The organism is Mycobacterium leprae TN, from assembly GCF_000195855.1.
Taxonomy (GTDB): domain Bacteria; phylum Actinomycetota; class Actinomycetes; order Mycobacteriales; family Mycobacteriaceae; genus Mycobacterium; species Mycobacterium leprae.
On sequence record NC_002677.1, the window covers coordinates 2,836,797 to 2,860,232 of the forward strand.

Annotated in this window: 15 protein-coding genes and 7 pseudogenes; 8 read left to right on the forward strand and 14 right to left on the reverse strand. The window is 55.4% G+C overall.

The annotated features are described in order from the left end of the window. Positions 1-698: 698 nt before the first annotated feature. The 3 genes from ML_RS19925 to ML_RS19630 all read right to left on the reverse strand — a co-directional run bounded on the left by ML_RS19925 (position 699) and on the right by ML_RS19630 (position 1,657). A complete protein-coding gene (locus tag ML_RS19925; protein WP_119608011.1) occupies positions 699-860 on the reverse strand; it encodes a PPE domain-containing protein in 162 nt (53 codons plus the stop codon). Between the two features lie 298 nt (positions 861-1,158). After that, a complete protein-coding gene (locus ML_RS19625; protein ID WP_156511989.1) occupies positions 1,159-1,335 on the reverse strand; it encodes a hypothetical protein in 177 nt (58 codons plus the stop codon). 118 nt (positions 1,336-1,453) lie between these two features. Continuing rightward, positions 1,454-1,657 (reverse strand): hypothetical protein, encoded by a 204-nt coding sequence (locus ML_RS19630; protein ID WP_049769885.1) that lies wholly within the window; start codon positions 1,655-1,657, stop codon positions 1,454-1,456. An 868-nt stretch (positions 1,658-2,525) separates the two neighbouring features. On the opposite strand from ML_RS19630, the gene ML_RS12165 reads away from it, so the two are divergent. Beyond that, complete coding sequence (locus tag ML_RS12165; RefSeq protein ID WP_041323369.1) at positions 2,526-2,834, forward strand: hypothetical protein; 309 nt, start codon at positions 2,526-2,528, stop codon at positions 2,832-2,834. Between the two features lie 281 nt (positions 2,835-3,115). Here the strand turns inward: ML_RS12165 and ML_RS19635 are convergent. The 7 genes and pseudogenes from ML_RS19635 to ML_RS12190 all read right to left on the reverse strand — a co-directional run. Continuing rightward, positions 3,116-3,215 (reverse strand): annotated as a pseudogene (locus ML_RS19635) (RNA polymerase subunit sigma); the annotation flags it as partial. Positions 3,216-3,478: 263 nt separating this feature from the next. Beyond that, a complete protein-coding gene (locus tag ML_RS16820) occupies positions 3,479-3,832 on the reverse strand; it encodes a hypothetical protein (protein ID WP_049769886.1) in 354 nt (117 codons plus the stop codon). 1,432 nt (positions 3,833-5,264) lie between these two features. After that, on the reverse strand, positions 5,265-5,447 hold the full coding sequence (locus tag ML_RS12175; RefSeq protein WP_041323372.1) for a hypothetical protein: 183 nt from the start codon (positions 5,445-5,447) through the stop codon (positions 5,265-5,267). Between the two features lie 310 nt (positions 5,448-5,757). After that, positions 5,758-6,891, reverse strand: a pseudogene (locus ML_RS14490) (MMPL family transporter); the annotation flags it as partial. Between the two features lie 289 nt (positions 6,892-7,180). Continuing rightward, a pseudogene (locus ML_RS16825) lies at positions 7,181-7,834 on the reverse strand (MMPL family transporter). Positions 7,835-8,227: 393 nt separating this feature from the next. Next, the gene (locus ML_RS12185) at positions 8,228-8,410 is read right to left on the reverse strand and encodes an MmpS family transport accessory protein (protein WP_041323381.1); all 183 of its coding nucleotides are present in this window, start codon (positions 8,408-8,410) and stop codon (positions 8,228-8,230) included. Between the two features lie 198 nt (positions 8,411-8,608). Further along, a pseudogene (locus ML_RS12190) lies at positions 8,609-9,283 on the reverse strand (TetR/AcrR family transcriptional regulator). Between the two features lie 328 nt (positions 9,284-9,611). On the opposite strand from ML_RS12190, the gene ML_RS12195 reads away from it, so the two are divergent. Then, the gene (locus tag ML_RS12195) at positions 9,612-10,034 is read left to right on the forward strand and encodes an MmpS family transport accessory protein (RefSeq protein ID WP_165443175.1); all 423 of its coding nucleotides are present in this window, start codon (positions 9,612-9,614) and stop codon (positions 10,032-10,034) included. Beyond that, positions 10,031-12,910, forward strand: coding sequence for an MMPL/RND family transporter (locus ML_RS12200; RefSeq protein WP_010908861.1), 2,880 nt, complete (start codon positions 10,031-10,033; stop codon positions 12,908-12,910). The genes ML_RS12195 and ML_RS12200 overlap by 4 nt, the downstream gene beginning before the upstream one ends. A gap of 173 nt (positions 12,911-13,083) precedes the next feature. Here ML_RS12200 and ML_RS12205 read toward each other — a convergent pair whose 3' ends face one another. The 4 genes and pseudogenes from ML_RS12205 to ML_RS14505 all read right to left on the reverse strand — a co-directional run bounded on the left by ML_RS12205 (position 13,084) and on the right by ML_RS14505 (position 17,214). After that, a complete protein-coding gene (locus ML_RS12205; protein WP_010908862.1) occupies positions 13,084-13,413 on the reverse strand; it encodes a hypothetical protein in 330 nt (109 codons plus the stop codon). A 273-nt stretch (positions 13,414-13,686) separates the two neighbouring features. After that, entirely contained in the window at positions 13,687-14,148 is a 462-nt protein-coding gene (locus ML_RS12210; RefSeq protein ID WP_010908863.1) for a DUF5078 domain-containing protein, read from the reverse strand. Between the two features lie 95 nt (positions 14,149-14,243). Continuing rightward, positions 14,244-15,148 (reverse strand): annotated as a pseudogene (locus tag ML_RS16830) (crotonase/enoyl-CoA hydratase family protein); the annotation flags it as partial. Then, a pseudogene (locus ML_RS14505) lies at positions 15,145-17,214 on the reverse strand (prolyl oligopeptidase family serine peptidase). The pseudogenes ML_RS16830 and ML_RS14505, both read right to left, overlap by 4 nt. A 133-nt stretch (positions 17,215-17,347) precedes the next feature. Between ML_RS14505 and ML_RS19640 the strand changes: the two are divergent. The 5 genes and pseudogenes from ML_RS19640 to ML_RS12250 all read left to right on the forward strand — a co-directional run. After that, positions 17,348-18,119, forward strand: a pseudogene (locus tag ML_RS19640) (aldehyde dehydrogenase family protein); the annotation flags it as partial. 582 nt (positions 18,120-18,701) lie between these two features. Then, on the forward strand, positions 18,702-18,833 hold the full coding sequence (locus tag ML_RS19645) for a DUF779 domain-containing protein (RefSeq protein ID WP_414085568.1): 132 nt from the start codon (positions 18,702-18,704) through the stop codon (positions 18,831-18,833). Positions 18,834-19,221: 388 nt separating this feature from the next. Continuing rightward, positions 19,222-19,380 carry a putative holin gene (locus ML_RS19650; protein ID WP_414085569.1) on the forward strand — a complete coding sequence of 53 codons (159 nt, stop codon included), beginning with the start codon at positions 19,222-19,224 and terminating at the stop codon, positions 19,378-19,380. Positions 19,381-20,084: 704 nt separating this feature from the next. Further along, a complete protein-coding gene (lpdA, locus tag ML_RS12245; RefSeq protein ID WP_010908864.1) occupies positions 20,085-21,488 on the forward strand; it encodes a dihydrolipoyl dehydrogenase in 1,404 nt (467 codons plus the stop codon). A gap of 17 nt (positions 21,489-21,505) precedes the next feature. Beyond that, a complete protein-coding gene (locus ML_RS12250; protein ID WP_010908865.1) occupies positions 21,506-21,811 on the forward strand; it encodes a hypothetical protein in 306 nt (101 codons plus the stop codon). The last annotated feature ends 1,625 nt before the right edge of the window (positions 21,812-23,436 follow it).

Genomic DNA, 23,436 nt, shown 5'->3' on the forward strand with positions numbered 1-23,436 from the left:
CTGAGCTCATGATGCCGGTGGCGCTGGTTGCCTTGTTGAAAAAGCCTGAGACCAGGATATCCGCTGTTAAAGGCATTCGTACGGAGTTTCTGAGGGCCGAGCTAGGACCAGTTGCGCTTCCGACGCCGGCCGAGGTTCGGGTTACCCGACTCGAATCCGATGATAAGATGATAACGGCTATAGCCTGGTTTGGCGCGGCTGCGTTGAGCAAGATCGAGTTTAGATTTGCCCCGTTGAGACCACCCGTTACGTAGCAGCGGCCGGAGTGGAAGAAGCTGACGTTGCCCGGGCCGCCCAGTCCGGGCGTCTACCAGCCGAGGGTTTCCTAGTACCGGGGTCACGCCGGTGACTTGGGTGATGCCCGCGGTTCCGCTGCGGACGTTACCACTCGCGAAGCTTGCGCTATTCGTGCCGATGCTGATACCAAGGTAGCGCAACGTTCGCTGCCCCGAAGCCAATTGCTCAGCCGCTGTAGACACGCAGGCGTGGTACCCCGAACATCGCATCTACTTCCCACGCCCACATTATTCTTGTACGCGGCTTAGATGTCGACGATCACGGGAGCCTGTTTTGCACCAACCAGCTTGTGGCCGCTAACACTTGCACTAGGACCCGATTGACCGCCACCACCGCAAGCTAGACTGTGGTCGCTACTGTCGCCTCGAACACGGCTGTAGTGGCCTGAGTGCTGCACTAAATCATCCACGTTGGCGTCGCCGCAGCCAGCATCGCTGCCGACGACAGAAGGTCCTCGGACAACTGGTTTTTGCTGCAGCAAGCAGTGGCCCCGATCCGGGACCAACGAACATGAGTACCGAATTGATTTCAGTCGGCAACCAAACGTGATGCCGATGTGTCACAACTCAAACTTAATGGTAAAGACCACTACCGTAACCGTATCATCCGCACTGGGGCGTGGATTGCAGGACATGTACCAGATTGCCGGGACGGGCATCGGTCGGCAACCTGTTGTCGACTACATACTTGGCCGACAACCACGGTCGCGACGTAGCTCTCGGCGATCTGGTCGTAGTTGATCACCGGCTTATACACCCGAAGGGTGATGTGGTCGATGACGTTCAGGTCGGGGCCTTGTAGCCGACTGCGATCCGGCCGCGGTCGGCCGTGCCGGCGACGCAGGCCGGCAAGGAGGTGATTTCACAGGCAACGAGAACCGTCCACGCGCCCAGTCACATGCCCAATCACGCCAGGAAGAGCAGTCGGGTAGCTAGTGTCGCAGATCATGCCGTAGCATGTGCCGCCGTCGCGGTGCAGTAGCTTTCCGACGATGTCTCGTGAGTTGTCTTCTAGGTTGCTGGTCGCGGCAAGCAGCATGACATTACCGTCGTCGAGAACCCGATGTAGGAGACTTACATCGGGTTTTCGACGACAGCCGCGGGTACGAGTGGCTATGTAGTAATCGCCGGTCGAGTTCGTTATTGGGGTTGGTCCCCTAGTGGGAAATCCAGTACTGTGCCTGCGCCACGTACAGGATCGGATGATCATGCCCAGGCTTGTCGGCCAGGATGCGGGCGCTAACCTCGGGCCAGCGTATCTGCACGACGTGCTCGGCCAACGCTAGCTGGGCGATTCCGCGGTAGCTGGGGTATAACACGAACGGGTTGACGAAGAGCTGCAATCCGATCGTACGCGGCAATAACTGCGCGGGTGAATTGCAAAACCGCCAGCTCCAACCCTAATTTACTGGCCTTCTTTATCCGGTCGCGTTGGGTCACCCGCGTAGGCGAAAACCATCGTGAAAGTGACCGACAAGCCGGATCTCCTCGACGACATCGAAAACCTCCTGCAGCACCGGCTGATAGCCGGTGCTGCAGGAATGTCAGTCACGCATTGGAGCCGGCCACCGCCGCCATCGACCACCCCCTTGGTGATCCCTTTAAATCTCCTCGCGGGTGGTGTCGTAGCTCGGGATCGGTTGATCCGCTCTCGGTCTGGTGTATGGTCAGCAGCTGCTACGCGAAGCCCAACGCTCCAATCTCCATAGCTTGCTTCGGCCAACGTGCGCATTTACGCGAAATTTCCAGTAGTGGCTGGTTCGCAGTCGGCTCCGCGCTAACTCATAACGTAGACCCGCAGCGGAGAAGGCGGCAAAGTAAGTAGCGACATCAATATCACGTTTGTCGGCTTCCAGGGCATAACAAATACTCAAAGAAAAGTTTACCGGTCCACGGCAGGCCGTCAGTCACCACAACACTCTAGAGAATGTCCACGACACCCCAGCCATCACGTCGACGAGTACGTCGTGGTCTTCTTGGCTGCACAGCGCGAAGTCAACTCCGCAGTTTCCCATCCGTTACCCCGTGCGCGGACGACGGGGGTCAGGGCGCTGCCTACCTAGATGGTCTAACCGCTGACGAGGGCGCCACGGCTCGGTGCCCATTGTTCCTGCGGATGTTCGACCTTGAGGCCGATCGCCACAAATAGTAAACGGTAGTCCGGCAACGGCGACGGCATGTTGTTAATCACCAGCGCGCCCGTGTTTCGATCGCAACGAGCACATCATCGTGGCCGTCCCGGTAGCCTACGAAACAAAGACGGTCCGCACATCCGGGGCCGCCAAGGTCATTCTCGAGGTCGAGATCGGTGCGGCCAGCAGCGAGGAAGGACGCGGGGCGACATCAACACCCCGGCGGCAAACGTGTCCGGGGTCACTACGATCGTTGCCGCGGCCGCCAATACTGTTGGACGCCTACGTAACCGGCCCGACCCCGTATCGGGTTTCACCGCGGCGAGTTTGGCCGCACGAAGCTGTTCCTGCGGTACAGCCGGTGATCGCCGCCCAACATTACCGCCATGGTCTCGCGGACGGCTAGAACTTAGTTGGTAAAAGCGGCTGCGTCCCACCGACAACGCCTCCAGGTAGACGAGTTACCCGACAACGCTCGTCATTGGTCATCGCCGACTAAGGGACCAGGTCGTGCTCCGCGGCGCTGGCCGGGTCTACACTGGCCACAGCGTAATACGATTCCGGCGGCTGCCGGCTTCTTCGCTGCGCACCCTGTCCGGGAAACACGACCACCGTCTTACCCACCGACACTGCTTGACCCATCACCACGCCAGCGCCCCACTGCCCGCTCTTGTCAGAGTACTATTCTCACGCCACTCACGACACCTTGTAAGTAGACATCCTGAGTGGTTTCTTCGCTGTAGCCCGAACCACGCAGCGACCGTATCACGGGTCTGTAGACCCGCGTCTTAATGACAAGATAGCGCGCGACGAGCACGCGCGGTTGTCGGTGCATGAAATATGCCGTTAGCTTTTGATATTTAGGCGCAACCGAGACGGTCTTTCATGTACTTATCGGTGAGTTGGTCCCCGCTCAAGTACATCAGGAAATGGGCTATCACCAACGATGAAACCATCCTGGCCAACGATACCCAGCCGTTGATCGTGCTCGAGTCACAAAACCCACCACACGCAGACGTCACCAAAGTAGTTGGGGTGGAGCGTCCAGGCTCACAGGTCGCGGTCCATAATGAACCCGGCAATTGGCCGAGTCGGATTAAATATCCGCAGCTGAGAATTCCCGATAACTGTAGCAGTAATGAAACAAATAGCATCAAGAAGCCATGTAAGAGAAAGATTCTTTATACCACGTGACCCGCCGCGGCGTCGTGCAACAGGTTGGCGTAGCGTGTCCCCGCGCTCTTGCCAGCCTTCTTGCGGTAAATGAACTAGCTCAGCCGCAGAGCCCAGGTCGGCGACAGCACTAGCAGCAGCCACGGCGACAAAGCCCAGGTTCCATGCCACATCAATGATGTTGTAGTGCCCCGACCTCCTACCGATGGCAAACGTGATCGAATGCACCACCGCCAGCCGCTAACACCGAAACGTTTGCAATCACCCGAATGCCGTCATCGTTCACAACTCCCGCCGCGCGCGAACGTTCACTGGTAGACACCTAGATAACCGACCCAGAAGCCCAACTTCGCATATACCGCGGTACAGATCGTACATCTGCATCTTCTCGACAACCTCGTCGAAAAACCAAGTGCTCCAATGTATATAGCGGCTACATGAACCTACCCTGCCAGAGTCGCAGAATTTCGGCATGATGCGTACGCAATAGGGTCATATCGACAGCACGTACCCAGTTGTGTCGCTCGGTGATACCGACGATGGCCTCCGTGAAGGGTGGAAGGACGTCAGAGAAGAAGATGTACTTCGTGAATCCAAAGTGTGTTGCAAACGGCCAACATCAGTGCGTTCGGCATGGTTATCGCCTTGATCACGAGGTGCGCCTACCAGCCTTTCCAAGGCGTAACAAAATACCGAGCCCATACAATGGTATCCACACCGGCGAAACCATCTACTCTTACCGAACGCAGTCTAACACCCCCAACACAATTCTCAACGTTCTAACAACCAAGGACCACTAGAAAGTCATAGCTTCTATCGACGTCGCGGTACATAGCGTAGGTCAATCTCGACTTGATACGACAACCCGACTATGACGGCACGTTGTCACGTCAGGACACTGCTGCTTGATGAGTAAGATAACTGAGCGGGCGTAGGCTCCACAAGTGGCCGCGTGTATGCCCAGCCGACCCACCCAATTCCTATTTCGAGCACCTGTCTGGTCGCTTTTAGACTCCGGCCATATTGAGCAGACGGTTGATCTTGCGTCGTTGAGTCGCAGCCAAATCGCGCCACCGGGATGTTCGAGTTGGCAGTTGGGTTAATAACGCGCATGAGTACGTCATGGCCTGGTAGAGAAACTCCACGAACAGATGGTGACAGGCCACCACCAGAAATCGGCTTAACCACAATGTGATTCCCTGTATTCGGCTATGCGTCGCCACCGACAACGGTGCCAGCGGTGAAATTATTTGCATGATAGCTACTTGCCGGGTTGTTGTCGGTCGACGCGCAGGCTGGCTATAGCTATAGGAGTCGACCGGTGATTATGGTGCAAGGTAACGGTGATGTGGACCTTGCTGTCGGGTTGTGGTGCGTGCACCGAATAAGACCATCCACCTGATTGAACGGGGAAACGTAGCAGGCTTTTGCCGTCGCCACAGGCTGGTCGGCTGATGGTAATCAAGTAGTAATAAATTTTAAAATATAGCGTTCACCGTAGGTATCGTGCACTTCGCCGACCGAATGGCACATAAGCCCGTCGCGGGCGCGGTATCAAAAGATACGCTCAACGGGGTAAAGACATGCCCGAGTACACGCGCTTGTCGCAGTGCGGTGATGCGGCCCTCAGGGAACAGCAACCCAGCGGTCGGTGAAGACGACTTTAAGCAATATAGTTCAGCCGAATGGCGTCATCGTCGTTGTCGGCGATGGCGTCCTGGTCCTCTAAATTCCAGGTGCTGCGCAGAGCGAATGCATAGTAGGTCAACTCGTCCAAGTATCCGAACGTTGCGCTGCCCACCTGATATTTGCCGTAGCCGGGGTAGTCTCCGCTTTTACCCAACACCCAGGTAGGTTTAGGGCGTGAGCCTGGTGTGCGGGGTGGTGTTGACCGACTGTGTTGGGTCTGGCAATGAAATATCCGGATTAGCAGCAACAAGCAGTTAGTAGATCAGTTCTTCGGTGGCGTTTAAGCTGAACAAGAACATCACCGAAAGCACCGGCAAGATGCACGGCGACATTCCGGTAATCAGGCCACTCAAAATCCGATCTAGCGCGATCGTGTGTATAGCTTGCTATGCGGATAGGGTGAGATTACGGGTGGGCCGCAGCAACCGCGATGGACACCGAGCCCGCGTGGTCACACCAGCTAACAGTTAGTCGCTGTACACCAGGGACCGGTCTGGAGGTAATCCAACCGGAGCAGCCACGGTCAACAACGGTCGAGTGCGGCCCTGTTGCGGCCACCAGAACCAGCGTCCCAGCAGGGCAGCGATCGAGGGCATCATGAACGAGCGCACGATCAACGTGTCGAACAATAGACCCAGACCGATGGTGGTACCCACCTGCCCGATCACCCGCAGGTCGCTGACGACCATGGATGCCATCGTGAACGCGAACACCAGCCCAGCGTTCGTCACGACTTTGCCGGTGCCGCCCATCGAACGGATGATGCCGGTCTTCAATCCGGCCTGGATTTCCTGTTTGAACCGCGACACCAGCAGCAGGTTGTAGTCAGATCCTACCGCCAACAGCACGATAACCGACATCGCAAGCACCAGATAGTGCAATTCGATACCGAGAATATGCTGCCAGAGCAATACGGACAGTCCAAAGGAGGCGCCTAGTGAAAGCGCGACCGTACCCACGATAACAGCGGCGGCTACAAAGGCTCGAGTAATGATCAGCATGATGATGAAAATCAGGCAAAGCGATGAAATCCCCGCGATCACGAGATCCCAGTTAGCGCCCTCGTCGATGTCCTTGAAGACGGCCGCCGTACCGGCCAGGTAGATCTTGGTGTCCTCCAATGGGGTGCCCTTGAGAGCCTCCTCGGCTGCCGTGCGTATCGCGTTGATACTCGCGATACCCGCGACGCTGGCGGGATCCCCCCGATGTAAAATAATGAAGCGAGCCGCGTGTCCATCCGATGACAGGAATGATTTCATCGCGCGCTTGAAATCGGTGTTCTTGAAGACCTCGGGTGGAAGGTAAAATGAGTCGTCATTTTTGGCAGTGTCGAATGCCTTCCCCATCGTATTGGCGTTGTCGCTCAGCTCGTTCATCTGATCAAAGATCCCAGACATTGTGCTGTGCATGGTCAGCATGATGGTGCGCATGCTCTCCATGCTTTCGATCATCGGCGGGAATTGCTCCAACATCTGCGGCATCAGCAGATCCATGTTTTTGATGTCACCAACGATCGAGTTCAGTCTCTCGTCGATCTGGTCCACGCCGTCCAGCGCATCGAATATTGATCGAAATGACCAGCATATCGGAATGTTAAAACATGGTATGTTGTGGTCGGTCTCGATCATTAGCAATTTTGGCTTTATCCGGGCCTGGGAAAAATTCCGGGCAGTGTCGGTAGATTCGATTTTCTCGTGGTGCTTTTAGGAAAATAACAGAAATTGTCTTAATTAGTCTTGTACCCAAGCAAATAGAGCAATTCGATAAGAGCAATCACGACAGACATAGCAAGAATTTGCTCAGGCTAACGGTACCCACCTGTGGCCATCCACGGGTCCGCAACTTCCGTTTGGGTCTAATAAATGGAAAACTGTCGATAGTAAGGACGGCTCACTTCACCGTGGTCGCCGAGATCATGACGACCAGCATTCCTACGGAGCACAGCAAGCCGAGCGTTCGGAAATAGGGCAACCGGGTGAAGCAGAGGCAGTACATAGCATCGGTTATGGTCAGACCCGAACCGATGGCAACGTGCGCAGTTCCATGGAACATGGTGTAGAAAGTTTTTCCCCGTCCTTACCGAGAGTGCGTGCCTCTTGAGACCATCTAAGGACTAATAGTGCATAGTCAGCTCACGGTTCAATGGCCAGCGGTACAAGCAGATTTACCGCTAAGGTTGTGATAGTCCAATGGTGTTATTATAAGCTGAAAAATGATACCTTGCCGGGCCACCATGAGCTCAATTACCACCATCACGAGGGTCAGGTTCACCTGAACAACAGAACAGTAGACAAAAAGCAACATAACAATGTCCACTAGGAAGGTGATCATCGTGACTTGTTGAACCCTGTGCTCACCCGCCGTTGACTGATCGGCACCGGCTGGAACCGCACCACCGATCATGTAGGCCTTGATGTCCGACAGCGCCGGCGTGCCGTTCACGATTTGTTGGACAGACTCGTTGGCTAAGTTTTTGCCCTGGTTACTGGCCAGATACATTTGCACATAGACCGCTTGATTGTCCGAGCTTTGCGACCCGGCCACCGTCAATGGGTCCTCCAGCAGTTTTGTGACGTGCTGAGTCTGCTTTTATCCACCAAGACGTCCGGATTAACTCGCTGTATTATTTATTATCGTGGTGGGTCTCATCGTCAATCTGTTTTGTCGTCTTTTAGGACGATAATAATAGCACTGTCGGTGTTGAACTTATTGAACATTTGGCTGGCCCGCTTCATCGCCTGCATGGCCGGTGTATCGTTGGTGGTCATTGATACCGTATGTTCTTTTCCGACGGTTGTGGCACGGGTTTACCGACGGAAAGTGTTGTGGTCGACCGAAAGCGTCCAGGGCAGCGTCGGATTAACTTACCCGTTACAGTTGGGCATATATATATATATATATATTGGCGTTGGCCACAGTACTGGCGGGGCCATAAAATTAGTGGACTAAGTGTTTGGTATTAAACGGCTGGGATGTCAGCGGAAAGCCATTGGTAACCGCCTTGTTGTCGTGAAAGTAAAAGAAGAAGCTGCGGAGCAGATAAACACCGAACTCCATTACTGCAACCACGATCACGATCCGCACTTCTCGCTCCGCGACAGCAACCGGAATCTTGGCCACTCAATCGTCTTTCACTTATTTGGCGCCCCATTGCTCGTGCGACCGCTTTAACCATCGTTTGCCCCCGCATTGGCATCAGCCGAAACCGTTCCTGTCCCAGATAAGAAAGCCCGCTAAAATGCCCCTCACCTGAACGTCGCACAAGGCACCGGTGGTCAACGTCCATTTGCTTCGCCACAGCACAACGTCTGTTTCTGCTCACTGCGATTCGGCGATGAGGCCAAGGCAAGTAGCAGTGAGAAATCGAGTCAGCGCTGTGGCAAAGTCAAGGTTTCACTCGGATGGGAGGATCTCCGGTTATCCGGCATAAGCGTCAGTGAGCTGCTCTGGGGGTGCGCGATTTGCCACACGGTAGCCGCCAGAGAACAGGCAGCCAGCAAGTATGTCTAATGCACCCGAACGCCCGAGCACGGGCAACATGTTGCTGGATTGCGTACGCCAAGGTAATCACGGCAGTGGTACTGGCCCACTTGACCTCGACGTCCACTTCGTGTTCAAGATGCAGTGCAGATTGGCGAGCAAATCGCAGAACAGCGCCCAGGACGTTGGCCAACGTCTCAGCGATCCGCGATGGTGACCTCGGACCGGATTTCGCCGACGTTTCACACACCGTATTCGACCAACGTATCCCACCCTCGGCGGCGAGGTATAGCAGTACTTCATTTATATTTATAGTTTATGTTTATAAGAGGTGAAGTAGCGACGCACCGCGGAGTAATGAATTCCGGCATGGCCGGCGTCAGCAGTCAACGTCACCGAAGTCACACCGGTCTCAAGCGCCAGTGGGCATGCGGTTTCCACGACCGCGGCCGGCCGTTGACGCTTGTTTCCCTCGGTACGGGAGCGCTGGAACGTAAGTTGTGCCACCACCATAGGAATAATTCACAGAATGTGATTTGCATAACGCACGGGCATGATTTGCCAGCGGCACAGCAGTGCGCCGTTACGCATGATATATGCGTTACTCTTTCCAAGAGCCCGGCAGGAAGGAAGCAACAAGGCCCCGTGATTTACTTTGGCAAGACTTGATTGTACTCCGGCCCAAACGCCTTCGGTTCGAACCGACCATCACAAAGGTGTGGCGATCTGAGCTTGTGGTCCGGGTAGTCCGGCACCACGATCTGAAGTTGAACTTGGTCGAGCGGACATCGGGCCGTCAATGTCCAAACGCCAACGGGGTAAGGGGATTTCAATTTTCAAGCTGTTGTCACGAATTTGGATTCCACTTGTCATCCTTGTGGTGCTCGTGGTTGGGGGATTCGTAGTGTACCGTGTCCACAGTTATTTCGCCTCCGAGAAACGCGAATCCTACGCAGATAGCAACCTGGGAAGCAGCAAGCCGTTCAACCCCAAGCAGATTGTTTACGAGGTCTTCGGCCCACCCGGAACGGTTGCAGATATCAGCTATTTCGATGCTAATTCCGACCCCCAGCGAATCGATGGGGCACAATTGCCATGGTCGTTACTTATGACCACGACCTTGGCCGCAGTGATGGGAAACCTCGTGGCTCAGGGCAATACTGATAGTATCGGCTGCCGGATCATCGTGGACGGCGTAGTCAAAGCTGAGCGAGTTTCCAACGAAGTCAACGCCTACACCTACTGCCTGGTGAAGTCCGCGTGACGGTCAAATGCGCGAACGACCTGGACACCCACACCAAGCCACCGTTCGTCGCAAGGATGATCCACAGATTTGCGGTACCGATCATCTTGGTATGGTTAGCCATTGCCGTCACCGTTAGTGTCTTTATCCCATCACTAGAAGACGTTGGGCAAGAGCGTTCAGTGTCGCTAAGCCCTAAGGACGCACCGTCGTACATTGCGATGCAGAAGATGGGTCAGGTCTTCAACGAAGGAAACTCCGACAGTGTAATAATGATCGTCCTGGAAGGCGATAAGCCGCTCGGTGACGATGCTCACAGATTTTACGATGGCCTGATTCGCAAGTTGCGGGCAGACAAGCACGTGCAAAGCGTTCAAGACTTTTGGGGGGATCCTCTTACCGCGCCCGGCGCCCAAAGCAATGACGGTAAGGCCGCCTATGTCCAATTGAGTCTAGCGGGTAACCAAGGTGAGTTGCTGGCTCAAGAATCCATCGATGCGGTCCGCAAAATCGTCGTGCAGACGCCTGCGCCTCCCGGAATAACGGCTTGGGTCACTGGAGCGTCAGCCTTGATCGCGGACATGCATCATAGTGGCGACAAATCCATGATCCGGATCACCGCAACGAGTGTGATCGTGATTTTGGTGACGTTGCTGCTCGTCTATCGATCGTTCATCACCGTGATTCTGCTGCTTTTCACGGTCGGGATCGAATCGGCGGTGGCGCGGGGAGTCGTCGCGTTGCTCGGACATACCGGGCTCATCGGTCTGTCCACCTTCGCGGTGAATCTGCTCACATCCTTGGCCATCGCGGCGGGCACTGACTACGGGATATTTATCACTGGGCGCTACCAGGAGGCCCGCCAGGCCAACGAAAACAAAGAAGCGGCCTTCTACACTATGTACCGGGGAACTTTCCACGTCATCTTAGGCTCTGGGTTGACAATCTCCGGGGCGACGTTTTGCCTCAGCTTCGCCCGGATGCCCTATTTCCAAACTTTGGGTGTCCCGTGCGCGGTGGGGATGCTCATCGCCGTGGCGGTCGCACTCACCCTCGGACCGGCGGTGTTGACGGTCGGCAGCCGTTTCGGTCTGTTTGAACCCAAAAGGCTGATCAAGGTCCGTGGCTGGCGACGGATCGGCACCGTGGTGGTCCGCTGGCCGCTGCCCATTCTCATCACCACCTGCGCTATCGCCATGGTCGGTCTGCTGGCTCTGCCCGGATACCGGACTAACTACAAGGACCGGGCGTATCTTCCTGCGTCCATCCCCGCCAACCAAGGATTTGCCGCCGCGGATCGCCATTTCCCACAGGCCCGGATGAAGCCCGAAATTTTAATGATCGAGTCGGATCATGATATGCGAAATCCGGCCGACTTTTTGATCCTGGACAAGCTGGCCAGGGGAATCTTTCGTGTTCCAGGAATTTCCCGGGTCCAGGCGATAACCAGACCCGACGGAACGGCAATGGATCATACTTCGATACCATTTCAGATAAGCATGCAAAATGCCGGACAAGTACAAACCATGAAGTATCAGAAGGACCGGATGAATGACCTTCTAAGACAGGCAGAAAATATGGCCGAAACGATTGCTTCGATGAGGCGTATGCATCAATTAATGGCGTTGCTCACAGAAAATACTCACCACATTTTAAACGACACTGTAGAAATGCAAAAAACTACCAGCAAGTTGCGTGATGAAATAGCTAATTTTGATGATTTCTGGCGACCGATTCGTAGCTATTTCTACTGGGAAAGACATTGTTTTAACATTCCGATATGCTGGTCATTTCGATCAATATTCGATGCGCTGGACGGCGTGGACCAGATCGACGAGAGACTGAACTCGATCGTTGGTGACATCAAAAACATGGATCTGCTGATGCCGCAGATGTTGGAGCAATTCCCGCCGATGATCGAAAGCATGGAGAGCATGCGCACCATCATGCTGACCATGCACAGCACAATGTCTGGGATCTTTGATCAGATGAACGAGCTGAGCGACAACGCCAATACGATGGGGAAGGCATTCGACACTGCCAAAAATGACGACTCATTTTACCTTCCACCCGAGGTCTTCAAGAACACCGATTTCAAGCGCGCGATGAAATCATTCCTGTCATCGGATGGACACGCGGCTCGCTTCATTATTTTACATCGGGGGGATCCCGCCAGCGTCGCGGGTATCGCGAGTATCAACGCGATACGCACGGCAGCCGAGGAGGCTCTCAAGGGCACCCCATTGGAGGACACCAAGATCTACCTGGCCGGTACGGCGGCCGTCTTCAAGGACATCGACGAGGGCGCTAACTGGGATCTCGTGATCGCGGGGATTTCATCGCTTTGCCTGATTTTCATCATCATGCTGATCATTACTCGAGCCTTTGTAGCCGCCGCTGTTATCGTGGGTACGGTCGCGCTTTCACTAGGCGCCTCCTTTGGACTGTCCGTATTGCTCTGGCAGCATATTCTCGGTATCGAATTGCACTATCTGGTGCTTGCGATGTCGGTTATCGTGCTGTTGGCGGTAGGATCTGACTACAACCTGCTGCTGGTGTCGCGGTTCAAACAGGAAATCCAGGCCGGATTGAAGACCGGCATCATCCGTTCGATGGGCGGCACCGGCAAAGTCGTGACGAACGCTGGGCTGGTGTTCGCGTTCACGATGGCATCCATGGTCGTCAGCGACCTGCGGGTGATCGGGCAGGTGGGTACCACCATCGGTCTGGGTCTATTGTTCGACACGTTGATCGTGCGCTCGTTCATGATGCCCTCGATCGCTGCCCTGCTGGGACGCTGGTTCTGGTGGCCGCAACAGGGCCGCACTCGACCGTTGTTGACCGTGGCTGCTCCGGTTGGATTACCTCCAGACCGGTCCCTGGTGTACAGCGACTAACTGTTAGCTGGTGTGACCACGCGGGCTCGGTGTCCATCGCGGTTGCTGCGGCCCACCCGGTGGTTCATGCACTGCCGCTGCCCAGGAATGAGAAAATAGCCGGCGCCGCAAACACCGGTCGACTCCTGGCAGCCATACTGCACTAATGACGGTAAGTGCGGTTAAAAACCATGTCAGCTGGCTAACCGCACGGTGTTGCGAATGATGTCGCGCAGCTCGTGCAACGGCGCCCCGCACGTCAAACAATATGCACCCCGGTGGCGAGTCAGTTTGCTGACCTGCCGCAGCACGACGAGCCTGAGGCTGCGCACACAGCAGAGGCACAAGATGTCGACGATGTTTCCGCCCAGGTCCAGATTCGGATTGCTGCATTCATCTACGGCGTGCCGGTGCACGATATGGGTAGCCGGATTGGTGCAGCCCGCTTCCGATTGGCACGTGAGCTGATGCCAATCGAGGGAAGCAAGCGTGTCCGGGATCTTGTTACCAGGTACTTGGCTCATGTGACAAGCATTGTCTCGCCCGCACCAAGCTGCATCGGCGCGGAGCCGGTCGTGATTCCATAACCGATAACTGTGATGAGCACGATCTAAATCCTCACGGTAAGCAGTTCGGCAAGCGCACCAAGGCATGATAACTGCCACTTCTTCCTGCCGACCCGGCGGGCTCGCGCCGCCGAATAGCTTAATTTAGATTATCCTCCTATTGGGCATTGGGGGACAACACGAATCGGTCCGACTCGGCGGGTAAAGCGCCAAATCGCGACTAGAACAGGACTACGGCCAGTTCCACACCGACATGTCTCCGGCCTGGTACTGGTTGCAAACCTCGGTGGCTTTGGCGACAACGCCCTTGTTATTGAAGAAAATCTTCGCCCAGTTTCCCCAATGCGTGGCCATCTGCTCGTAGTAGACGTTTGTAGCGGTGTCCTCGGAATACTGCCTACGGTCGGTGGGGCTCAAGGAATAGAACCAATGGATACGATTGACCGCGGCCTGCTGGATGTCAGTCGGCTTGTTGTGCATATCGATCATGTACCGCTGGTAGTAGATCGGGCTGGTATCCCTGACGGCCGCCAAATACTGCTCTGCATCACAGGTGGTGGCGATTTGCCTGCGGGGGATCGGAAAATCCTCCGTGGAACCATCGGCAACGGCGGTCGTCGGAAATGCCACAGGAATGATACCGAAAACGAGAAAAACAGCACCTTTACATAGGCTGGTGCTCAGCCGAGACATGGTGATTAACCGTAACCCTTTCGGGGTTTTGAAGTAGTGCTTCGACAGCAAGTTACTAGTCTAGGCTTACGAGCCAGCAGGAACAATAGACATGTTGAGGGGTCCGGCCGTAGTTTGGGTACGGCTTGGCTGTAATTGTCGAACGGGCCGTCTCGGCGTGCGATCACGATCCGTACCCCTTGGGTTTCGGTGGCGCGGATCAAGTCGAGCGCGTCGGGATGTTGCGCGTCAGGCCATCCAGAATGCCACCTAGCATCTGGGTAGACGCTAGGTTCATGTATCTCGCAAGCGGCCTGATTAACGATCAGGCTTAGTGCCCACAACTGCGACAATGAGGATGCGTACCAGCTCGGCAGCAATCTCGGTGACACAAGCTTAGAGGCATTCGAACGGCACCTATTCGTTTATCAGCTTGACTTCAGCTTCCTGGACACCGGTCAACGGCCGGCCAGTAAGCGGGTGCCACTTGACATTGGCAAGGCCGAGCAAGCATATTTATGCTTTCAATTAGATAAGCTCTATATCCGATTATATGGGTGCCGATCATCGCGTTGTTGTCGGTAATGGCGATGTCAGTGCATTTGCGTAGTTGCTGAAAATCAGCGACGCATCAGTTTTGCGCCTAGCGATCATCGGCTTAGAGGCTAGTTAAATGGCCATGAACCTCTCTATAGGCCGAATCTCACGAGCGGTAACTCTAGCGAACTCTTTGCCTGGATACCATTGCCTGTAGGTCATCAGGCCATCGCCCCCGTTGCTGAAACCCGCCGCCAAAATTATAGCCGTCAGAAAAGGACTGGCTGGCGCCACGCAACACTATAGACTTTGATACCGTGGTCTCGCTCAGCCAGCCTGCCGATCGTCTCGATCTTGTCGAGAATAGGTGGGACGTTAATATAGTATTAAGGTGCTCTGAGCTATCCAATGTGATGGTGGCGACCGGACCGGTGGCCGCATAATGCAGGCTATCAAAATTGACCCCGGATTGGGTTCTAGTCATAGCAGCAGCGAAGTAAGTCGGGACCCTTGCCGCGATATGCTGCGCGAGTCAGCCCCTAGCCTGCGGTACAGGAATGCGTAACTGAGCGCCCCCAACACTAACTGCTCGTTGTCGGCCCCACATGAGTGCCCGCCCTCGCTGTTTTCGTAGTACCAGACCCGGCTGCCTAAAGGGTCGCGGTCATCTTGCGGGAATGGCCAGTATGCACCCGGCCGCCGCGGTGAACAGCACCGGCGGATACTGCCAAGTCACCGAAATGCTCTAATAAAACAAAGATTAAACGATGAACTCCCAGTCGTGGAGGTTGTCCGGCTTGCCATGGCAGGCCATCCAGGAAGCGCCGTTCAACAGTCGATGGTAGCAGCGCATGTCCAGCTGACATATCACAGACCAGTATGCCGAACTTTTCTGGATATTTGGTCCGCATGACGCCCATCAGTAACCTGCCGTTGCTGCCGCCGCGTGAGCCGAACTGCTCGACGCCTGTCATGCCGCAGTTCACCAAATCTTTTGCTACCGAAACGAAATCCTCGGCAACCTTGTGTAAGCCATCGAGCGTCTCCCGCGTGTTCCAGCCAGGCCTATATTCACCGTCGCCGCGTATTAGTGACTAGCATATAAGTACCCTCGTGGTCCAGCCACGGCTGATCCAGCACTCCCATATCCTTATGTGCTGGATGACCTTACAAACCCACCATAACCGTTGAACAGTGTCAGCCACGGCTGTTTTTGGTGTCTCCGGGTCGAACCACTAGGTACAGAATCAACTTGCCATTCTGTTGATAGCACAAAACATTTGGCCACGATGGTGTTTTCAGCATCTAAGAAAGCTGGTGTCAAATTGATTTGATCTAGTTGTCCATTTGGTCGCGCCCCGCAGCAATCGAGAGGGTGTGTCGAATCCGCTGGAGTCGAGAAAGAACCCGTCGCCGTGCTCGTACGCGGCGACGATGACGGTGGAGTACGGTGTTGGCGGTGACCGGGATGCCTGCCAATGGTTCGCGTTGCGAGCTATCTGGTGTAGCGATCTAGACGCAGCTGGCCACATCGGCGGGCGTTGACGATCAACAGCTGGTCATGGATCCACATAGAGTATGTTTAGCGAGGTGTGCTCGTAGAGCTCGAACACCACGCGCAGTTTTGCTGTGTCGTCGAGGAATTCGTCATAGTTAGCGGACAACAGCAAGACCGTGGGGTAAGTGTTAGTGCCGAAAATCCAATCAGTGCGCAGCGCAATCAACAGCCAATTGCGATAGATCGACGCGCTCGCATCGGTGGGCTTGTCGATGCTAAGCAGCTCCGAGCCGCGAAGTTCGTAGAGCTTCTAATTCCATAAAGCTAGCGCTCGCCCCATGAAGGTGCATGCGAAGCCTAGCGTTCGATCGACGGACGCAAAGATCGGGACATCGGAGCTTACCATCCTCAAAAGAGGTCTTTGCATCGGCCAATGGCGTGTTTAGACACCATCGCTTGATCGGTCGCGTATAGCCGAACTCGGTAAGTGAGTCAGCGCCAAAGCCGTTGCCCACCAACACGTTATCTTGGAGGTCGTCCCAAATTACATCTGATTTAGCCCTCCGGTAATTCTAACACGTGAACTACGGATTCGCTTGTCAACATGTTAAATTCACACATGAGCGATGCATCACGCCACCTCGAGAGAGGCTGATCGGCGTCCGCGTGTGGTCAGGTATGATGACGCAAGTAGCCAGCCCACACCCATTTCTCGTTGTCAATTCGCCCTAGTTCATCGATATCGATAAGCACGTCCCACTCGGGGGAATCGTTACGGTAACGTTTGAGTGTGGTGCGCCGTCACAGCCGGCGGGGGTTGGTGGCATCGCGCCAGAAGTTGTAATAGGTACTCACCACGACGATTCATGTACAGGATCCAGATATCGGTGTCGAGCACCTAGGTGTGCATCCGCTCGAACTCCGCATCGCACAAATCAGCCAGTGTCGGTTCGTTGCGCGCGCACCCAATCCAGCGCCTTCACACTGGTGATCTCTCTGAACCACAGATACGGGTAGTGGGATGCGGATGTCCGAGCGACTTCCGATGTCAGGGAAGACACGGTGGCGTCGACGGTAATATGCATTGCATTACATCTCTGTGTATTAGAATATTTGGTACTGTAAGTAAACGAGGGACCAAACTGAGGATTATTTTTCCCACGTCCGGACTCCGCTGGGGCACCGATGTCGTATGAATCCCGGTACGATAATTTTATGGGGCCAAGTGGGTGACCGTCCACCAAGGCCAGTTATGTCGAGAATCCGACGTCGGTGACCGGACAGACGTTTTGCTAGGTAGCCCAATCTGACGAGGCTGGCATCAAAAAGGAGCTCTGCGCTGTGCCCGGTCTGGAGTACGATCGCCCCTGCCGAGTGGAAAACGATCCTTAACAAGATCACCAATTGTATTGGCTAATACATAGCCGCGTTAGCAATAACCGAATCTTGGGATAACAGCAACCCGATCCTGGAAGTGCTGGCCACCGACATCACGCTTGCGGCAGAACATTTCCGGTATTTCACCGACGCGATCTGCGCCCAGGAAGTTTCGCTGTCTTAAATCGACGAGGACACTGTCACCTATCATTTACGTGATCCGCTCAGCATGGTGGGGAAGATCATTCCGTGGAACTTCACCATACCAATGGGCGCCTGGAAACTAGCGCCAGGCAATGCGGTAGTGCTCAAACCGGCTGAACAAACACCTATGCCAGTGCAGGTGTCCCGGGCAGCCTGGAACTCGACGGCCAGAGCCCCAATAACCTTCTTCTCCGACATGACGGTCGTCAACGACAACTTCCAAGACAAGGCGCCGAAGGATTCACCGTGTTAGCCATCAACCAGAGTGTGCACCGGGCCATCGCCCAGCCTGATTCCAGACCGATATCTATGACGAGTTTTGAAACTGGCGGCGATCCAAACCAAAGCAGTCCAGGTCAATTCGTTGGACACCGAGGCGATGCTGGATTCTCAGGCTTCCAACGATCAGCTAGAGAAGGTGTTGTCTTACATACAATAGAGATCGACAAAGACGAGAGCGTCCCACCCGGATCACCGGTGGTGAGCGGGCCGATCTGGGCAAGAACCTGGCCTGCGGGTTTTATGTATACTCGGCGATCATTGCCGGCAACGCCAAGATAAAGATCTTCCAGGAGGAATTCTTCGGGGCGATGATCGCGATGTCACCGTTCACCGATGGCGACTTTATATAGTATCGACAACGACACCCCTTACAGTCTTGGTGTTGGGATGTGGAGCCGCGATTGCAATATCGCCTACCGGGGCCCAGCCGGGACACTCAAGCCAGCGAAATGTGGATCAACTGCTATAAACCCTATCACGCCCACGCGGCCTTCGACGGCTACAAGCCAGGCAGGTTTCGCCCGCGAGACCCAAAATATGATGCTCGACCATATACCGACAGACAAAGAATCTGTTTAGTGTCCTAATTCGGACAAGGCGCTGGTATTTTTCTGATGGTTGCGCCCCAAACCACCCCGCCGGCGGGGTGGTTTCCCTGCAAGACCAGCACGGAATAGTGCTGTTCCACCAGTCCGGAGGCTGCTTCGGTAGGTCATCGCCGATGGGCTACCCACGTGCAGACTTCGTTATCGGCAACCGTGACGTCTTGCTCAACGTGCTCGATGTCGGCCAAGGGATCCCAGTGTAGATTTTAACCGCAGTACCAGGCCGACTACCAAGGAGACAAACGCACCTAGCTGGTCCTCAATGTGGTTCTGTGCTGCGGCTGTGGGTTCAGTCTGGAAACAGCGAAAAGCGTGCGGTTCCTCAGTCGCGGTCGGGCTTGCACCGGCGCGAAGAAGGCGCCATTGCAGGCACACACCGATCACCACTGGCAACGCCTACGCGGGAGGCGAACGGGCCACCTTAGCGCGGTCAGGTGGTGAACTTGGAGCACGCGGCCGGGCCCGTGATCGCTCCGCACCGGTCATTGGTAACCGCAGTATGATCGCCACCGTTGTACCGCGCGCCCCTGGCTGGCCAGCGCGCTGCTGATCGGAAGCACGGTCGAGCTGCTGACTGGAGTGGCGTGCACCGTGTTGGTTCATCAGAGGATCCGGCCCGACGTCGTCATTGCCCTTGGGTTCGGTATTCCCAGTGTGACTGGTACAGGACGCTTAATTCTGTTTTCCGGGTGTCGATGGGTAGCGATTCTAGGCTCATTTTCATCCTCGCGGTGGCGCCAGGTTGTTTAGGTGCGCTCGCCGCTATCGAAATTACGTCTCGTGGCTGACGAAGACATCGACCCAGATCGCAAACCCAGCACGGGAACTTAACCGTTCGTCCCTGATGTCAACATCGACAAGGAGTCAGTCCTGTTCAAGCTTGATTTTGATGGCATTGACTCGCAGCAGCCGCCACTCATACACCGGGCCGGAGAAATCTGACCTGGCAGTGGCTAGCGAGACGAGAATTTAGCAGCCGAGTTGGCTGCCGTACCGGTTGCAGTAGCCGGTCGTTACCAGTTATCTGAAGTGGTGGAAGTTGGTTACGGCGATCCTCGATGTATTAATCGCCGTCGCGGAGATCGGGCTCACCCTGATTTTATTGTATGGTATCACTCGATTGACACGACAGCGCCGCTATTTATGGTTTATGGTGCTAGTCTATGTCGTCGGACGCACCCTGGCAGGCGTGATGCTAGTCCCTGGAAAGTGAGCTTATCACGACGTTTGGCACTTGCGGTGCTGTCAGGCCCCTTTTTGCCTTCGTCGCCGCGGAGACCCCTCATTTATGAAATCTATGAACTAACTACTAAACATATTTAGTACGAACGGGTCGCTCACTGTCTGGTTTGGTGTCGTTCCTACTGACGCCCAGCGGATCTCGGTTCGCACGTTCAAGTACGCGCGTGACCCGTTCAGAGGTCACCGCGTAGCCGGCCACTAGTGTAGCTGTCGTGACTCACTATGATGTCGTTGTGCTCGGAGCCGGTCCGGGCGGATATGTCGCTGCCATTCGTGCTGCACAGCTCGGCTTGAGCACAGCAGTCGTCGAACCCAAGTACTGGGGAGGGATCTGCCTCAACGTCGGCTGCATCCCGTCCAAGGTGTTATTGCACAACGCCGAACTCGCACACATCTTCACTAAAGAGGCGAAGACTTTCGGCATCAGCGGCGATGCCAGCTTCGACTACGGGATTGCCTACGACCGTAGCCGCAAGGTGTCCGAGGGTCGCGTCGCCGGCGTGCACTTCCTGATGAAGAAAAACAAGATCACCGAGATACACGGCTACGGCAGATTCACCGACGCCAACACGTTGTCCGTTGAATTGTCGGAAGGCGTCCCTGAAACTCCGCTAAAGGTCACGTTCAACAACGTCATCATCGCCACCGGCAGTAAAACCCGGCTGGTGCCTGGCACGTTGCTGTCGACCAACGTGATTACCTACGAGGAGCAGATCCTGACCCGGGAGCTTCCCGACTCGATCGTCATCGTCGGTGCAGGGGCCATCGGTATAGAATTCGGCTACGTCCTGAAGAACTACGGTGTCGACGTGACGATCGTGGAATTCCTGCCGCGCGCGATGCCCAACGAGGACGCCGAAGTGTCTAAGGAGATCGAGAAGCAATTCAAGAAGATGGGCATCAAAATCCTTACCGGAACCAAAGTGGAGTCCATCTCTGACAACGGTTCGCATGTCTTGGTGGCTGTCAGCAAGGACGGACAATTCCAGGAACTCAAGGCCGACAAAGTGTTGCAGGCCATCGGGTTTGCTCCCAACGTCGACGGTTACGGACTGGACAAGGTCGGGGTAGCTTTGACCGCCGACAAGGCGGTCGACATCGATGACTATATGCAAACCAATGTTTCGCACATCTATGCCATCGGCGATGTTACCGGTAAGCTGCAGCTGGCCCATGTTGCCGAAGCCCAAGGGGTGGTTGCGGCCGAGGCTATCGCCGGCGCAGAGACTTTGGCGCTCAGTGACTACCGTATGATGCCACGCGCAACGTTCTGCCAGCCGAATGTGGCCAGCTTCGGGCTGACCGAGCAGCAAGCCCGAGACGGGGGTTATGACGTCGTAGTCGCTAAGTTCCCGTTTACTGCCAACGCGAAAGCGCACGGCATGGGTGACCCCAGCGGTTTCGTCAAGCTCGTTGCGGACGCCAAGTATGGGGAGCTGTTGGGCGGGCACATGATCGGCCATAACGTGTCCGAGTTACTACCGGAGCTCACGCTCGCGCAGAAATGGGATTTGACGGCCACCGAGCTGGTTCGCAACGTGCATACGCATCCGACGCTGTCAGAGGCGCTGCAGGAGTGCTTTCACGGCCTAATCGGCCATATGATCAACTTCTGAGCATTCAGTAACGGCTTGTGGCGGCTGGAGACAACCGATTGATTGGCAACGACACCCCCGAGATCGCAGTGGGAGCCATCGGCGGGGTGGCCACCGGCTACGTACTCTGGCTTGTGGTCATGTCGATCGGATATAACATCACGACAGTCAGTCAGTGGAGCCTGATCGTGTTGATCCTGTCGATGGTGTCGGTATTCTGCTCCGGGATGTGCGGATGGTGGTTACGTCAGCGCCGTAAGCATGCCTGGGGGGCGTTCACTTTCGGTCTACCGGTATTTCCGGTGGTCCTGACATTGGCAGTGTTGGCCAAAATTTACCTGTAAGGGTTGGATTCTTAGTTGTTGGAAGTTGTCACCGGTGACTACCGCAAATTGTACTTTGTGTTCTGTTGTGGGGGTGGAGTAAAGGGTGGTGGGTCAGTGTATTGGCGGGTCGGTGCGTCAGGTCGCAAAGGTCGGTATCGATGCCGTGGTGATGCGGGTATGAGAGTCGTTTCGAGGTCTTGGTCTCACGCTGGGGTTGTACAGCGATTCTGTGGTAGGGCGTTGTCTTGTGGTTGATCATGGCCGCAGTGATCACATCAGTGCTGTGGTCCTTGGATAGGTGTAGCAGCTGCACGAATCCGCTACTTGTGTTCGGCCAGGGCGCCGATTTGGGGGTCTAATTTTTGCCGATGATTACATCATCCGCCCAATGCTATGAGGTTAGAGCACCACACGGTCGTGTAGTTTTCGCGGGACGTGCACTGGTGGTGGCCATACCTAGAGAATAATGGTGGTGCCCGGTTTTAGCGTGCTGTGCCCTCAGCGTGCGGAACATCCACCCAGTGCGCACATGTTGGTTGAGCTTGGACTCGATGTTGAAGTGTTTTATAGGACACCTGCATCTTTCGGGCCGGTCGGGATAGGTTTTGGGCCAACACCCCCACAATTTGTTCGGGACTGTACTTCTTGGCCAGCACACATGTCTATCTCCGTACGCAGCTGCCCACAACGCTCACCTTGCCGGCCTTTAAAGCCACTGGCCCACTGCTCACTGCATAGCTAAGCAATACAAGCTCAGTAACCCGATTGAGCGTCTTAGCCAGCATAGTTGGTGTCGAATCAGTGCAACCCCCAAAGCAACCCGCAAACACGCGGGCCCCACCCTTGCTGGTGATCTCACGCACGATCCCCACCCCCACCCAACCCAAACGAACGGTTAACGATCGATCACATCAACTCACAACACTGCAACACACCGCCACCCTTTACTCCACCCCCACAACAGAACATGCACACAAAGTACAATTCAACCCCGTCAATCCGAACGTGCGTGCCACCGAACACCAACACGCCTTAACGTCGAACTAGTTCACGTAAGCCCGGATGCCGGTAGATCCGATACTCTAGTGACCGGTCGATCGCAGATTCATCCGTGGCATACGTGGGCCACAGCGGCACCGGCCACCCGGTTCCTACTGACGAGCAGCGTTGACGAGTTAGTGTCACCACTGACGACTATCGCTCCGTCCGACGCGCGTCGGCCAATAGACCAATAAAGATGACTGCGATGGTTTATAGGCGATCGTAATCTGCAACGGGTCAGCAGTGCCTCAGTGATCGACGGCCCCTACGGCGTCAGCCATCCTGCGTATCGTCAGGCCACAGCTGTCAGCTTCTTGGCGTCGTCCACGGTGTCGGTGGTGTCCGAACCAGCGGTCAGGACGCGTCACGTGAGCAAAATGCCGCAACGCGGTGTCAAGCGGGTCAATCACCGTAGCCACCAGACTTTATCGGAAGTCAGCTGGTACAATTTGCCAGTACGTTAACCAACATAGCATGGCCTTCATGGATCACCGCGCTGTCGCCGACCACCCAGCCCAGGCTGGCCCACCATCGTCGGCCATATGCAAGTTCGGCAACGCTGTAGCAGAGTCCCGCCCGGCTCGCTCTAATTAGAGTTTTTT